Raw genomic sequence first — 14434 nt, 5'->3', positions numbered from 1 at the left:
GAACATCATGAGTGATGGATGCAGTAGTCCGGTAGCGGGTTCACTCCGGTTTGTTGTGGGAGGTGCCTCCTACTCGGTAGGGGGTGGTGGTGCCTTCGTACATGAGGTGGGTCATCAGGCCTTGGGAGGCGTGGGGGAGGTTGTGGCAGTGGTCCATCCAGAGGCCGGGGTTGTCGGCGACGAAGGCGATTTCGTAGGTCTCCTTGTTGCCGACCTCCAGCGTGTCGACCCACCAGGGTGAACCGGTCGCCGCGACACCGTTGCGGGACAGGACGATCGCGTGGTGGCCGTGCAGGTGCATCGGATGCGCCTGACCGCTGGTGTTGGAGATCGTCATCCGCACCACGTCCCCCTCCGCGACCATGAACATCGGTACGTCGGGAAACTTGTGCCCGTTGATCGTCCACCACAGCCCCGGCACCCCGTCCAGGAACCCGGGCCGCCGCCCGATCCGGTACTCGAACTTCCGGTCCGCCTTCGCCGGGTCGAACCCGAGCGCCGCGGGCGTGCCGTAACTGAGCAGATCGACGGTGTCCTTCGGCAACTCGGCCTTGGGTGGATCCTTCGGACCGATCCCGAGCGACAAGGCCGCCGTACCAGCGACCAACCGCAGACCGTCCGCCGGCACCACGGCCTCGAGATCCACCCGGCCCCCGGCAGCCAACGGATACGCGGCCGTCACCGCGGTCGGCCCGTGGACATCACTCCCGTCCACCGCGACCACCTTGTACCGCGTACCTACCAGCCCGACCCGCAGAATCGCGTTGTCCGTGTTGATCACCCGCACCCGCGCCGTCGTACCCGCCAGCATCTCCACCCGCGCGGTCCCGGTGCGCCCGTTGATCGTCCGCCTGCCGTCGTACGTGTGGATCGCCGCGATCACCTCACCAGGAGACGCCGGCGCGATCACGATCGACCCGAACAACCCGCCCTTGACCTCGTCGCTCGACACCTGATGCGAGTGGTACCAGTACGTCCCCGCCTGCTCCGCCTTGAACCGGTACACATGCTTCCCACCCACCGGTACGGCGTCCTGCGTCACGCCGGCCACCCCGTCCTCGGCATTGGGTACGTCGATCCCGTGCCAGTGCAACGTCGCGCCGTCCTTCACGGACTCGTTCACGAACGTCACCTGCACCAGGTCACCCACCTTCGCGCGAATCAACGGACCCGGCGACGTCCCGTTCACCGTGTACCCGTCGACCGTCTCCCCCGACGCGAGCTGGAACTTCTGCTTCCGCGCCACCAACGTCACCGCGACATCCGGCGTACCCGTCTTCGGCCCGGTCAGGTCCGCGACACTCATCCCGCCGTGGTGCTCGTGCCCCATCGACGCGGGCCCGCCACCGAAGTCGGCGTACCCCATCTCCGCCGGGTCGTACGAGCCCGGGACCAGGCTGGTCACCCAGAGGTACCCCAGCGGCGCGAGCACCGCCAGCGTGATCCCCAGAGCGACCAACCGGCCCCACCGGCGCTTCTTGACCTCAGCCACTGGTCACAGGCTGATTGGGTACGGCGGCCCGCCGCGACCCCATGCTCGCCACGGCAGCGATCGCGAGCCCATTGATCCCGTGCAGGATGCCCAGCGCCGGCACCCCGAAGGACACGACCGCGAGCAGGAACTGCAGGACCACCAGACCGACCACGATCCCGGCGAGCACCCGGCCGCGCGGAACGTCGGTCAGGAACGACACGATCAGGAACACCAGCGCGAGCAGCGCGATCGCCGAACCCGCGATGCTGTGGTAACTCTGGCCGAAATTGCTGTAGTCCGCCCCGATCGAGGTGCCGTCGTCGGCGTCCTTCGCGATCGTGAACCCGGCGAGCGCGATCGAGGCGATCTGCAGGACGACCGCGATCGCGATCAGCAGTCCGACCACGCGGTACACGCTTCTCATGCGCGCCGCTCCATCCGCCGCTTCCGGATGACGAACACGGCCGCCACGATCAGCGCTAGCGGCAGGATCGGCGGATGCCCGCCGCCCACCACGCACCCGATCGACGCCAGCACCCCGAGCACACCCAGCACGATCAGCAACGGCAACGGAACCCGCCCGAGGAACCCGCGCCGCGCCCACTCCGGCCGCTGTCCCGCTCCCGGCCCAGCACCCGATCCAGCTGCGCCTGCCGCGTTCTCCGGAGCGGTCCACGGCGGCTTCCGCCAGCCCCACGGCCCGGCCCAGTTCTCGTTCGCTCCGGCGGTCGCCTGGTGGGTGCCCGGCAGGTCCGCGAACAGCCCGTTCAGGTCGGCGGCTGTCTTCGCCCGCAGCGCCTGCTCGACACGCTCGGAGTGCTCGTCCGCGCTCAGCCGGCCGGCTTCGTAATGCTCGCCCAGACGCTTGACCGCGTCCTCACGCTCGCTGTCGCCGATACGGATCGATCCGCCCGGCCTCTCCTCGCTCATGACACTCCTCGGTGCTCGTCGTACTTCCGATGGCACCAAGCGTGTCTTTCAAACCTCTTTCACCGCGTCGCCTGAGCGGCGGCACCTGCGCTACCCCCGGAGGAGCACGCTGCACCGCTGGACGCAGTACGGCGTACTCCCCCGGGCGTAGTCGCGCCCAGGGTCAACCCTTAGCTGTTCCCTCAGCTGTTCACCGAGAGGATCTGGTTCACGTCGTCGTTGGCCTTCGCCAGCGACGCCGGTTCGGCCTCGAACGACAGCACCGCGTCCATCGCCGGCGTCATCACCGCGGTCACGTCCGCCGCGTTCGGGTTCGCCGGATACGGGAACACGTCACGCGCCTCGACCGGTTCCAGGAACGGCGTGACGTCCCACCCGCTCTTCGCGAACGCCGCCTTCGCGGCCGGCATGCTCGCGGCCACCGCCGGGAACACCACCCCGGCCTTGCCGACGATGTCCTGCGCGGCCTGCGAACCGAGGAACTTCACCCACGCCCACGACGCGTCCCGGCGTTTGGTCCCGGCCCAGATGGTGTCCGCGAGCCCGTTCATCATCGACATCCGCTTGCCGACCGGCCCGATCGGGAGCCGCGCGAGCTTCGTCTTCACCTGCTTCAGCTCGCCGTACGTGCCGAGCATCCAGGATCCGTTCGGCGTGATCGCGTACTTGCCCGCGCCGTACGAGGTGGTCACGTCCACGCCGGACTTCGCCTGCGCGTACGTCGGCATGTACCCCTTCGTGATCAGGCCCCGCCACCACCCGATCGTCTCGGTGAACTTCGGGTCGCCGTAGAAGAACTTCGTCCCCCACGGCTCACCCTGCGAGTACTTCCAGCCGTTGGAGGCGGCGTACCAGCTCCAACTGGTCTGGCCGTCGCCACCACCGGCGTCGGCGTACCCGAGCCCGTACACCTTGACCTTGCCCTTGTCGAACCCCGGCTGGTCGCCGCGACGCCCCTTGGAGTCGACCGTGAGCCGCCGCACGATCTGCTCGAACGTGCCGCCGTCCTTGGGGTTCCAGGTCATCGCGTTCAGCTGCTCGGTACTGATCCCGGCCGCATCGGTGAGTGCGCTGTTGTAGAAGTAGACCTCGGTGTCGAAGTCCTTCGGCAGGCCGTATCGCTTGCCGTCGGCACCGATCCAGCGGTCCGCGAGCCCCTTCTGGTAGATGCCCAGGTCGACGTTGTCCCGGGAGACGAAGTCGTCGATCGGCAGCACCTGCCCCTTGGCGGCGAACAGCGGGTACTTCGAGGAGTGCCCGGTGAACACGTCCGGCGCCGTGTCGGAGATGAAGCCGGTCACCAGCTTCGACCAGTAGTCGTTCCACCCGTACTGCTCGATCTTCACCGTGTACTGCGGATTCTGTTCGTGGAACAGTTTCGCGCACTCGGTGTACATCGGCAGCTGGGCCGAGTCCCACAGCCAGTAGATGATCTCGCCCTCGCCCCGGGCCGTGGCGCCGTTGTTGCAGGCGGCAACAGCCGGTACGGCGAGACTCGCCAAGCCTGCCTTCAGCAGGGTCCTTCGTGAGAGCATCATTTGATCCCCGAGAAGCCGATGGAGTTCGTGATCTTTTTGGCGAAGGCCAGGAACAGGATGATCATCGGCAGCGCTGCGATCAGCGTCGCCGCCATCAGGCCGGCCCAGTCGGGACCACCCTGCGGTGTCTGCGACCGGAACACGCCCAGCGCGACCGTGAGCACCCGGACGTTCTCCTGCTGACCGACCAGCAACGGCCAGAAGTAGTCGTTCCAGGAGTTGATGTAGGTCAGGATCGCCAGCGTCGCGATGGGCGCCGCGCTCATCGGGATGATCAGCCCGAAGAAGATCCGCCGGTGCCCGGCACCGTCGATCATCGCCGCCTCCTCCAACTCCCGGTTGATGCCGAGGAAGAACTGCCGCAGGAAGAAGATCGCGAACGGCGTCATGAACGCGCCCGGCAGGATGATGCCGGCGAAGCTGTTCAGCAGCCCGAGGTTCTTGATCAGCACGAAATTCGGCAGCGTGGTGAAGATCGGCGGCACCATCAGCGCGGCCAGGAACAGCGCGAACACCTTGTCCCGCCCGGGCCAGCGCAGCCGGGCGAACGCGTACGCCGCCATCGCGCTGAAGAACACCTGGCACACGGTCGTGACCGTTGCCACCACCAACGAGTTCCGCAGGTACAGCCAGAAGTTGACCGCTGCGCCGGAGCCGCCCTGAGCTTGCGCCTCCTCGATCGACGCCAGTCCGAGCACCCGCTTGAACGCGCCGAGCGTGGTCTCCACCGGCAGCAGCGAGTTCGGGTGACCGGGTAGTTGGGTGTTGTCCGAGAACGCCGTACGCAGCATCCAGTAGAACGGGAAGAGCGTCACGATCAGCAGGACGAACAGCAGGATCCAGGCGACGGTGCGCCCGACACTCACTTGGCGCCTCATGCCAGATCACTCTCCTTCGCCCGCAGCAGCCGCAGCTGGAGCAGCGACACGACTGCGAGGATCGCGAACAGCACCAGCGCCATCGCGGACGCGTACCCGAAGTCGAACCGGGTGAACGCGCGCTCGTAGATGTAGTAGTAGATGACCCGGGTGGCGTTGATCGGACCGCCTTGCGTGGTCACCGCGACCGTGTCGAAGATCTGGAACGACCCGATCATGGTGACCACCAGGACCATCACCAGAACGGGCCGCAGCAGCGGCAGCGTGATCCGCCAGAACGTCTTCCACTCGGTCGACCCGTCCACCTCGGCCGCCTCGTAGACGTACGACGGGATCGTCTGGAGTCCCGCGAAGACCAGAAGCGCGGTGTACCCCATGTGCCGCCAGACGTTGATCCCCGCGACCGTCGGGATCGCCCAGTGCGAGTCCCCGAAGAACGCGATCGGGTCGATCCCGACCCAGCCGAGGAACGTGTTCACGACGCCGACCTGCACGTCCAGCATCCAGTACCAGACCAGCGCGACGACGACGTTCGCGACCAGGTACGGCGCGAGGATGATGGCCCGGACCGTGATCGACTTGGTCAGCCGGTACATCAGCATCGCGATCCCGACCGCCAGCACGGTCTGCAGGCCGATGTTGAGCACGACGTACTCGACCGTGACGCCGAGCGCGTTCCAGAAGAAGCTGTCGTGGACCATCCGCTCGTAGTTGGCCAGCCCGTTGAACTTGGGCGCCGAGAGCAGGCTGTACTCGGTGAAGCTCAGGTAGGCGCCACGCAGCGTCGGCCAGATGTAGAACACGACGAAACCGAGCGTGGCCGGGGCGAGGAAAATCATCGCGACCTTGAGGTCTCCCAGGCTGCGCCGCCGCCCCGGCGGCGCAACCTGCCCCCCGTGACTTCGATCGGTGTCGGGTGGTGCGTTGGTGGTGGCAGTCACGGGGGATCTCCTTCTGTTGTCTCGCGGCTGGGCGGGCTTACCCGACCGCTGTCACGTCCAGCAAGATCGCGCTCTCGGGCCACTGCGCGGGCATCAGCACACCGACGGAGGCGAGGGCGGCACCGTTCAGTTCCACGCTTCCACCGTCCGCCGACCAGGCCGTCGACCGCGACTCCGGTCCGGGTGTCGTGACCTTGCTGATGCGGTACGTCCGTCGCGGGTCGAGTCCGGGCAGCCGCACCCGGCCCACCGCCGACGTCACCGACTGCTTGACCTGTACGACGCCGAACACGCCACGCGCACCGTCCTGGGCAACGACGCCGTGCACCAGTACGTCCTCGGGACCGCGGTCGGCGCGGACCACCTGACCGGTGTGCAGCAGCGGCCGCAGTTCCTTGTGCAGCGCGACCCAGCCGGCCAGTTCCGCGCGCTCCTCGGCGCTCGCGGACGCGATGTCCCACTCGATACCGAAGTGGCCGAACAGCGCGGTGATCGCACGGAACGACAGAGTCTGCGTACGTCCGGTGGTGTGTGCGCGCGGCGGGCCGATGTGGCAACCGATCAGCTCCGGCGGGAGCAGCAGCTGGGTGTACCGCTGGATGGTCTGCCGCTCCAGCGCGTCGTTGCTGTCGCTGCCCCAGATCCGGTCGGTGCGCTCCAGGATGCCGAGGTCGACGCGAGCGCCACCGGACGAGCAGGACTCGATCTCCAGGCCCGGGTGCCGGCGCTTCAGCTCGTCGATCAGCCGGTACACCGCCACGGTCTGCTCGTGAATACCCGCAGTACCCGTCTGTTGGTTGCCGCCGTCAACGAAGTCGCGGTTGTGGTCCCACTTCAGGTAGGCGATGTCGTACTCGCCGAGGATGCTGTCCAGCCGCTCGAGGATGTAGTCGTAGGCGGCCGGAATGCCGAGGTTCAGGCCGTGCTGGTGCCGCGCGGTCGGCGGCAGCCGGTCGCCGGTCGCGAGGATCCAGTCCGGGTGCTCGCGGGCGAGGTCGGAGTCGGGGTTCACCATCTCCGGCTCGACCCAGAGCCCGAACTGCAGGCCGAGGCTCTTCACGTGGTCGACGAGCGGGTGCAGACCCTTCGGCCAGATCCCCTCGTCGACGTACCAGTCCCCGAGCCCGGCGCGGTCGTTCCGCCGGCCGCGGAACCAGCCGTCGTCCAGCACGAACCGCTCGGCCCCGACCTCGGCGGCCGCGTCGGCGAGCGCCTTCAGCTTGTCCAGGTCGAGGTTGAAGTACACGGCCTCCCAGGTGTTCAGTACGACGGGACGCTCGGTCTTCGGGTGGTTCGGACGGGCCCGGAGGTAGTCGTGGAACCGGTGCGAGACCTCGTCGAGGCCGGCGCCGTACGAACCGTAGATCCACGGGGTGCTGTAGGTGCCGTCCGGCTGGATGCGGCCTTCGCCGGGGAGCAGCAGCTCGCCGCCACCGATCACGCCGTACCCGCTCATGCCGCGTTCGGCGTACGAGCGGTGGTTGCCGCTCCAGGCGGTGTGCACGCCCCAGACCTCACCGGTGCGGAAGCCGAAGCCCGGCGTACCGGCGAGCAGCAGCAGGGTCGCGTCCGCGCCGGTGCGGCCGCGGCGGTTGTCGCGGATGTGCGCGCCCTGGGTGAACGCGTGCCGCTGCGGGTGCCGCTCGCCGATGTGGCGGCCGGTCATGTCGAGGAGTTCGGTCGCCTCGGTCGGCACCGGCAGCGCGAGCAGCAGCCCGTCGACCGTGTACGGCGTGGCGCCCGTGTTGGTCAGGTCCGCCTTCGCTTTCACGAGGCCCGAGTCGGTGAGCTCGATGGTGAGCTGGATCGCGAGGCCGGCTGGCTCGTCCGCACCTACGGCGGTCACCGTGTTGCCGGTCTGCACCAAGCCGGTCAGCCGGAAGCTCGCGGAGAAGTCCTGCCCGTCGCGGTGACCGCTCAGGCCGGGGAGGCCGAACCAGCCGGCCGAGTACTCGGGCACGATCGCGATCGGGCGGTTGTCGTCCAGGCCATTGCCGTCCTGGACCGCGCCGGCGCCACGCCGCAGTTCGAGCAGAGCGTTCTCGGTCAGCTCGCCCAGATCCGCACCCCAGTGCAGGACGGACGGAAGGTTCGGACCGGAACAGTCCAGCACCAGGCTGACCTCACCGGCCCGGAGCTGCAGAATCTCGATGTTCGACACTGTTGATTCACTCTGCTTTCTGATTGATTTCAGGACGGAACTATTTACCCCGCCAGCCGCGTTGTCAATGCTTCACGAAGTTAAGTAAGTACCCTAGAGCTCTCTACAACGAAGGAAAAGAGCCCAATCAGCGCCTGAGCGTGTACAGCAGCGCCGTCAGCTCAGAGAACTTCGCTTCCGGACCGAGCGCAGCCAGGCGTCGACTCTGGTGACGTCTGGAGTTGCCGGGAGGACCGTGCGTCGCAGCGCGTCGTCGAGGTCTTCGTGCAGCTTCAGGCGCCAGCGTTCTACCTCGTCCCAGGGCAGCTCGCCGCGTTTCACCGCGAGCAGCCGCTCTCGATACGGACCGACATCGACGACGAGAGTTGCTTCGAGCAACAGTTCGCGTGCCGAGAGCAGCAGCCGGATCAGGTGCATCACGTGCTTCCACTTCGGCGAACCGTCCCGGCGGAAGTCGGTCTCGAGCTTCTTGAACTGGCTCAGCACGTAGCCGGAGTAGGTCTGGTACGCGAGTTGCGACAGGAACGATCGGCGGAGGGCGACCAGCTCCGCACCCAGCGGGGTCTGCCGGACGACGAGCGGCGAGTGCAGGACCTCGAGCAGGTTCGGGTTGGACTTGAGCGCGAGTTCGCAGAACCGCTCGACCTCCCACGAGAACCACTCGGGCTCCGGTCCGTCCACATGTGTCGGCGGCTTCGCGAGCGACCAGAACGCCTCGGTCGGGGCGACGTACACGCCACGCGTGTCGGTGTCCGACTGATCGGTGTCGAGGCCGAACGCGCGGGAACCGACCACCGCGGCGTAGATCGTGTGCTCGCGCACCAGGCGATCCCCGTCGGGCTGATCCAGCTCGATCGCTTCGTCCTGGTACGCCGTCCGCAAGCTCAACTGATCGCGCTGGGCAACCGTCTCCCGCCCGTCGACGAGCCGGACCGTGTAGCGCCCGTCAGGAGTGATGCCGGCGACCCGGCCGGTCGCCCCGCGCTGCGCCGTACCGCCTTGGTCGTCCGGCGCCGCGACCCGGATCACCACCTGCGTACCCACCGGCAACTGCGGACCCTGGACTGCCACGCGCCCATGCTGCCCGACCCCGGACGCCCAGGCCATCACATTCCCGGTGCGCCGCCGTCGCCCCGCGGGGAGGCGGTGGGGATCGCCGATTGTGATGGCCTGGGGATCCGCCATTGCCAATTGACAACTTTTTCTGTCAAGTGCACAGTGAAGGCATGTTGCGCTACGTGGACGAGCCGGAGAAGGTGCGGCTGGCGCTGTCGCCGATCCGGCGGCGGTTGCTCGAGCTGCTCCGGGAGCCGGCGTCGGCGACCCAGCTCGCGGCCGCGCTCGAGATGCCACGGCAGCGGGTCAACTACCACCTGCGCGCCTTGGAGAAGGCCGGCCTGGTCGAGCTCGTCGAGGAGCGGCAGCGGCGCGGGTTCACCGAACGGATCCTGCGCGCGTCGGCCGCCTTGGTGGTCGATCCGGCGGTGATGGGTCAGGCGTTCACCGAGATCCAGGACCAGTACGCCGCCGAGCATCTAGTGGACGTCGCCGCCGGAACGGTACGGGACGTCGCCCGGATGCAGAGCGCTGCCGACGCAGACGGGAAGCGGCTGCTGACGTTCACACTGGAGACCGAGGTGCGGTTCGCGGAGCCGGGTGACGTGCACCGGTTCACCGATGCGTTGACCGCGGCGGTGCAACGGGTGGTCGAGGAATTCGACAGTGCGGGCGGGCGGCCGTACCGGCTTATCGCGGGCGGTCACCCGGCGCCCCGCCGTACCGAAGGAGTCATGAAGATCGTGGTGACGGTTGCCGCTCCGGTGGCGGCGGTGTGGGATGCCCTGCGGAACAAGGAGAAGATCCGGCACTGGCACGGCTGGGAGTACGAGGGCCCCGAGGGCGGGCTCAACGAAGAGATCGACCTGATCTACTTCACGCAGGCGGTCGAGGACGGTACGACGCTGAGACTCGGAAACGGTGACGAGTTCGCCGTCGAGGCGGTCGAGGGCGGGTCCCGGGTCACGCTGACGAGGGCACCGAAGGGCGCGGATCCGGACTGGGACGCGTACTACGACGACGTGACCGAGGGCTGGATCACCTTCCTCAACCAGCTGCGGTTCGCCGTCGAACGCCACTCCGGCGAGCCTCGGCACACGCTGTTCTTCTCCGGTACGGGCGCCGTCTCGCCGATCACCGAGCTCGGAGTCGCGGGGCAGCCGGCCGGTGCGGCGTACGAGCTGGACCTCGTCGGTCAGGCGGCGAAGGGCGAGATCTGGTACACCTCCGAGCACCAGGTCGGGCTCACGGTCGATGCCTGGGGCAACGGGTTGCTGGTGCTGAGTCACATCCCGCCCGGCGAACAGAAGCCGGACGGGGCGACGATGGCGATCCTCTCGCTGTACGGCGAGACCGATCGCGGCGAGCTCGAGGCGCGCTGGCGGGCGTGGTGGGGCGAGCGCTACCCGGAGGAGCTGAAGCTTCCCGGAAGCTGATCTGCACATGACACGGCGGTGACAGGGCGCAAACGTGTCAGCACGCTGGGTCTATCTGAGAGTGGTTACCCGGAAGTACATTGCTCGCGACGGTGATCGGGTGGGGGGTCCTGACGGTCACCGAACTCCGGCGAGAGAGGCCTTCCGGTGAGAACTCCGAGAAGTCGTCGAGTGTCCGCAGCAATCCTTCTACTCTCCCTGACCAGCCTCGGCCTGGTCGCTCCCCCGGCCCAGGCCGACGGTCCCGGTTCGGGAACGCCGTACGTCGTCACGGTCGGGGACTCCTACATCTCGGGCGAGGCCGGTCGGTGGGCCGGCAGCTCGAACGACTCCGAGGCACCGGCCGACGCGCTCGGTGCGCACGCCTACCACGACAACGCGGGCCACACCGCCGAGCAGATCCCGCGCTGCCACCGCAGCCAGTCCGCCGAGGCGTACATCGGCGGCGGGGTCGGCGGGCTGAACCTCGCCTGCTCCGGCGCGCGCACCACGACCAGTACCGGCGACTACTTCAAGGCGGGCATCGACTTCTACGACGACGGCGCCGGCCATCTCGGCCAGGCGAAGATGCTGCAGCAGTTCGCGACGAGTCACAACGTGAAGCAGGTCGTGGTCTCGATCGGCGGCAACGACTTCAACTTCGCGTCGATCGTGACCCAGTGCGTGCAGGACTTCCTGCTGTCGCCGTCCTGGAACCCCGACTACTGCCGCGACGATTCGTCGGTCGTCGCCAACTTCACCGCCGCGAACATCAGCACGGTCCGCGGCAAGATCGCGACCGCTTTCCAGAATGTCCGCACCGCGATGCGCAACGCCGGGTACGGCGACACGTCCTGGAATCTCGTCGTCCAGACGTACCCGTCACCGATCCCGGCCGCCAGCGGGTTCCGGTACGGGCAGAGCGGTTACACCCGGCAGAGCACCGGCGGCTGCGGGTTCTGGAACGCCGACGCCGACTGGGCGAACGCGACCGCGCTCGTGACCATCAACAACACGGTGCGGGATGCGATCGGTCAGTCGGGTCTCGCCAACGCGCGGCTGCTCGAACTGCAGTCCGCCTTCAACGGCCGCCGGCTCTGCGAGAAGACCGTCGGCCTGTACGAAGAAGTCGGCCTCAGCTCGTGGACACAACCCACGGCGGTCGACCGGACCGAGTGGATCAACCAAATCCGCACCGTGACCACAGTTGGTTCGAACTACTTCATCCAGGAGTCCCTGCACCCGAACTACTGGGCCCAGCTGGCGCTCCGCTCCTGCGTCCGCCAGACCTACACGCAGAACCGCGGCGGCACCTGCACGATCGCCGGCACCGGTCTGGTGAACGGCGAGCCCCGCATGACACTCGGCTGACGCTCGCTTGACCACATGAGCCGGCCGCCGTACCCCTGGGTGGGGTACGGCGGCCGGGTCGTTTCAGGAGCTGGTCAGCTCAGGTTGAGACCCGTGTCGTCGATGACGAACGAGGTCTGGAGGGATACGTCCTCGGTGCCGGAGAAGCTGATCGACACCGTCTGGCCGGCGAACGACGAGAGGTTGAACGACTTGAGCGAGTATCCGCTCGCCTTGTTCAGGTTCGAGTACGTCGCCAGCGTGGTCGAGCCGGCCTTCACCGTGAGCTTGTCGTACTGCGTCGTCGTGGTGGTCTCCGCAGAATCGACGTGCAGGTAGAAGGACAGCGTCGCCGAGCAACCGGCCGGGATCGTGACCGACTGGCTCAGCGTGTCGGTGTGGGTCTGGCCGTAACCGTCCAGCCACGCCTTCCAGGTGCCGCCGTGCGCGGGCTGGGAGGCGGTGTTGTCGATCACCCCGGTCGACGCCGACCACGGTGCCGCCGTACCGGTCTCGAAGCCCGGGTTGCCGAGCTTCTGGCCGGAGCAGCTGCCGGTGCCGCCGCTGATGGTGAAGGTGAACGACGTGCTGCCCGAGCCGCCGGCACTCGCGGTCGCCGTCGCGGTGACGTTGAAGGTGCCGCTAGCGGTCGGAGTACCGGACACGGTGCCGGTGGACGAGCCGATGGTGATACCGGCCGGCAGTCCGGTGGCGGACCAGGTGTACGGCGGTGTTCCGCCGGTGGCCGTCAGCGTGAACGAGCCGATCGCCGTACCGACGGTGCCGGTCTTGTTGCCGGGGTTGCTGACCGTGACGCCACCGCTGGTGCTGCACGTCGGGTCACCCGACTGCGCCGGAACGCTGACCGCGTCCCACGCGGCCTTGACCGTGTTGAACTCGGTGCAGCTGCCCGGGTACAGGTTCTTCGCAGCGGTCAGGGTCCAGGTCCGGTACTTCAGGTACGAGCTGCTGCTGGTCTTCATCAGCATCGCGTTGTACATGATCCGCATCGCCTTCTGGATGCCCAGACCGGTGACCGTCGAGCTGTTGCAGGTCGGCACGTTGGGGTTGCCACCGCTGCCCTGCGAGAGCAGCACGAACCAGTGGTCGCCCGGACCGGCCGCGGCGTGCACCTCGGAGCCCGGGATCGAGCTCGAGTAGCAGTTCGGGTCGCCGACCTGCGACGGGTCGTACATGTTGCGGATCGGGCCGCTGCCGACCAGGTTGATCTCTTCACCGACGAGGAAGTCCGGCGGGTCGTACGCCGACGACTGGTTGCTGTACCACTCGGTGGCCGCGCCGAACGTGTCGGCGACGAACTCCTGGGTGCCGCTGCCGGAGATACCGCCCGGCGTGTGGTCGTCGACGCCATGGCCGAGCTCGTGACCCACGACGTCCATCGAGCCGATCCACTGGTTGGCCGTGTTGTGACCGACCTGCACCTGCGTGCCGTCGTAGTACGCGTTCTCGTCGTTCAGGCCGACGCGGATCGGCCAGCCGCCGCCGTTACCGTCGAAGCCGTTCCGCCCGAGCCAGTCGGTCAGCATGTGTCGCTCGGTCTGAGCGGTGAACAGGGCGTCGACGCAGCCGGTCTCCTTGCTGGTCGCGTTGCCGTTGCCCCAGTTGTCGTCCGGACCGGAGAACGTGGTGTTGTTCGCCGCGTCCTGGCAGGACTGGCTGGTGGTGTTCGGGTCCTTCATCGAGTACGTGCTGCCGGACAGCGTGGTGTCCAGGTGCACCGGGCTCGGGCCGCTGTACGCCGCCGTACCGTTGCCGGCCATCACGTGTTCCTTGGTACCGAGCACCTTGCCGCTCTGCGCGTCGACGTACACCGACAGACTCGACGGATCGTGGCCGTTGCTGCCACTCACCCGGGATTGCCAGGCGAGCTTCGGCGTACCGTCCAGGGCGTAGACCGACAGCGTCGGCGTGGTCGACGAGTCGACCCGCTTCAGCTGCTTGTTCGCGGTCTTCTGCGCGGCGCCGGCCGTCACCTTGGCGGTCGTCGACAGCTCCGGTACGGCGGTGCTCTGGGCAACCGACGTGTACTTCACAGCCCCCTTGGAGTCGGTGACGACGACGAAGTCACCGCCGACCACCGGAAGCCCCTTGTACGAGCGCTCGTACGGGACGTACTGCAGCCCGGACTGCTCCGAGATCACCGGTTTCGCGGTGAACTTGTCCTCCTTCGAGGCGTGCAGGGCGCTCGGCCGGCCGGCGACCAGCGAGGACGCGGAGCCGGCGGCGAACGCCTTCGACTGCGCCTGCGAGGGCCGGGGCGGCGGTGCCGCACTCTGCGCGGCGGTGGCCGCGCCGGCGGCCGACGTACCGAGTCCGGCGAGTGCTGCCGCCGCGAGGCTGGTTACCCCGAGAACGACGGCAGGCTTTCGAGAACGCTGAAACAAGACCATTGGTGTTGGTCCCTTCGCGATGTACTGAATGATGAACTCGCTTCGCTCGTTCATCGGGTGCTTGGGCGGGTCGCGCCTCGGCCGGACTGCAGGCGGTGCACCACTTCGCCTGGGACCTCCGGCCTGTCCATCGGATCTGCTGCGGAAGCCCCCTTTTCCATCCGTCCCCGATGAATCGCGCGGCTGGACACTATGCCCGCCGTCACACCCGAACAAGGCGCTGTCGTGCCGTTGGCACCCTGATGACAACTGACCGCGTTGTCATCACTACCAAGAGCTG

The 14434-nt window shown here is 67.7% G+C and carries 11 protein-coding genes; 2 read left to right on the top strand and 9 right to left on the bottom strand.

Features of this window, described 5'->3' with window-relative positions:
• Positions 1-40 precede the first annotated feature (40 nt).
• The 8 genes from AC0662_RS16530 to AC0662_RS16495 form a co-directional block, all read right to left on the bottom strand.
• A complete protein-coding gene (locus AC0662_RS16530; RefSeq protein WP_478301448.1) occupies positions 41-1492 on the bottom strand; it encodes a multicopper oxidase family protein in 1452 nt (483 codons plus the stop codon).
• On the bottom strand, positions 1485-1898 hold the full coding sequence (locus tag AC0662_RS16525; RefSeq protein ID WP_452194887.1) for a hypothetical protein: 414 nt from the start codon (positions 1896-1898) through the stop codon (positions 1485-1487). The genes AC0662_RS16530 and AC0662_RS16525 overlap by 8 nt, the downstream gene beginning before the upstream one ends.
• The gene (locus tag AC0662_RS16520; protein WP_478301445.1) at positions 1895-2404 is read right to left on the bottom strand and encodes a DUF1707 SHOCT-like domain-containing protein; all 510 of its coding nucleotides are present in this window, start codon (positions 2402-2404) and stop codon (positions 1895-1897) included. The genes AC0662_RS16525 and AC0662_RS16520 overlap by 4 nt, the downstream gene beginning before the upstream one ends.
• A gap of 182 nt (positions 2405-2586) precedes the next feature.
• Positions 2587-3939 (bottom strand): ABC transporter substrate-binding protein, encoded by a 1353-nt coding sequence (locus tag AC0662_RS16515; protein ID WP_478301443.1) that lies wholly within the window; start codon positions 3937-3939, stop codon positions 2587-2589.
• Positions 3939-4820, bottom strand: coding sequence for a carbohydrate ABC transporter permease (locus AC0662_RS16510; protein WP_452194881.1), 882 nt, complete (start codon positions 4818-4820; stop codon positions 3939-3941). The genes AC0662_RS16515 and AC0662_RS16510 overlap by 1 nt, the downstream gene beginning before the upstream one ends.
• The gene (locus tag AC0662_RS16505) at positions 4817-5761 is read right to left on the bottom strand and encodes a carbohydrate ABC transporter permease (RefSeq protein WP_452194879.1); all 945 of its coding nucleotides are present in this window, start codon (positions 5759-5761) and stop codon (positions 4817-4819) included. Before AC0662_RS16505 ends, AC0662_RS16510 begins: the two co-directional genes overlap by 4 nt.
• Positions 5762-5798: 37 nt before the next feature.
• A complete protein-coding gene (locus AC0662_RS16500) occupies positions 5799-7922 on the bottom strand; it encodes an alpha-galactosidase (protein ID WP_478301440.1) in 2124 nt (707 codons plus the stop codon).
• A 156-nt stretch (positions 7923-8078) separates the two neighbouring features.
• Entirely contained in the window at positions 8079-8993 is a 915-nt protein-coding gene (locus AC0662_RS16495) for a nucleotidyltransferase domain-containing protein (protein ID WP_478301438.1), read from the bottom strand.
• A gap of 155 nt (positions 8994-9148) precedes the next feature.
• On the opposite strand from AC0662_RS16495, the gene AC0662_RS16490 reads away from it, so the two are divergent.
• On the top strand, positions 9149-10414 hold the full coding sequence (locus tag AC0662_RS16490) for an ArsR/SmtB family transcription factor (protein WP_478301436.1): 1266 nt from the start codon (positions 9149-9151) through the stop codon (positions 10412-10414).
• A 171-nt stretch (positions 10415-10585) separates the two neighbouring features.
• Positions 10586-11764, top strand: coding sequence for an SGNH/GDSL hydrolase family protein (locus AC0662_RS16485; RefSeq protein WP_478301434.1), 1179 nt, complete (start codon positions 10586-10588; stop codon positions 11762-11764).
• Positions 11765-11838: 74 nt separating this feature from the next.
• Here AC0662_RS16485 and AC0662_RS16480 read toward each other — a convergent pair whose 3' ends face one another.
• Positions 11839-14154 (bottom strand): M4 family metallopeptidase, encoded by a 2316-nt coding sequence (locus tag AC0662_RS16480; RefSeq protein ID WP_478301432.1) that lies wholly within the window; start codon positions 14152-14154, stop codon positions 11839-11841.
• Positions 14155-14434 lie beyond the last annotated feature (280 nt).

The sequence above is a fragment of the Kribbella sp. NPDC043289 genome (genome assembly GCF_056436705.1).
The sequence above is the reverse complement of the archived record's forward strand: the minus strand, read 5'-3'. Positions and strand labels throughout refer to the sequence as shown.

What these genes read in the sequence shown, in the direction of transcription:
- AC0662_RS16490 (WP_478301436.1), top strand. Translation starts at nt 9,149, where the DNA reads ATGTTGCGCTACGTGGACGAGCCGGAGAAGGTGCGGCTGGCGCTGTCG.
- AC0662_RS16510 (WP_452194881.1), bottom strand. Translation starts at nt 4,820, where the DNA reads ATGAGGCGCCAAGTGAGTGTCGGGCGCACCGTCGCCTGGATCCTGCTG.
- AC0662_RS16520 (WP_478301445.1), bottom strand. Translation starts at nt 2,404, where the DNA reads ATGAGCGAGGAGAGGCCGGGCGGATCGATCCGTATCGGCGACAGCGAG.
- AC0662_RS16480 (WP_478301432.1), bottom strand. Translation starts at nt 14,154, where the DNA reads ATGGTCTTGTTTCAGCGTTCTCGAAAGCCTGCCGTCGTTCTCGGGGTA.
- AC0662_RS16525 (WP_452194887.1), bottom strand. Translation starts at nt 1,898, where the DNA reads ATGAGAAGCGTGTACCGCGTGGTCGGACTGCTGATCGCGATCGCGGTC.
- AC0662_RS16515 (WP_478301443.1), bottom strand. Translation starts at nt 3,939, where the DNA reads ATGCTCTCACGAAGGACCCTGCTGAAGGCAGGCTTGGCGAGTCTCGCC.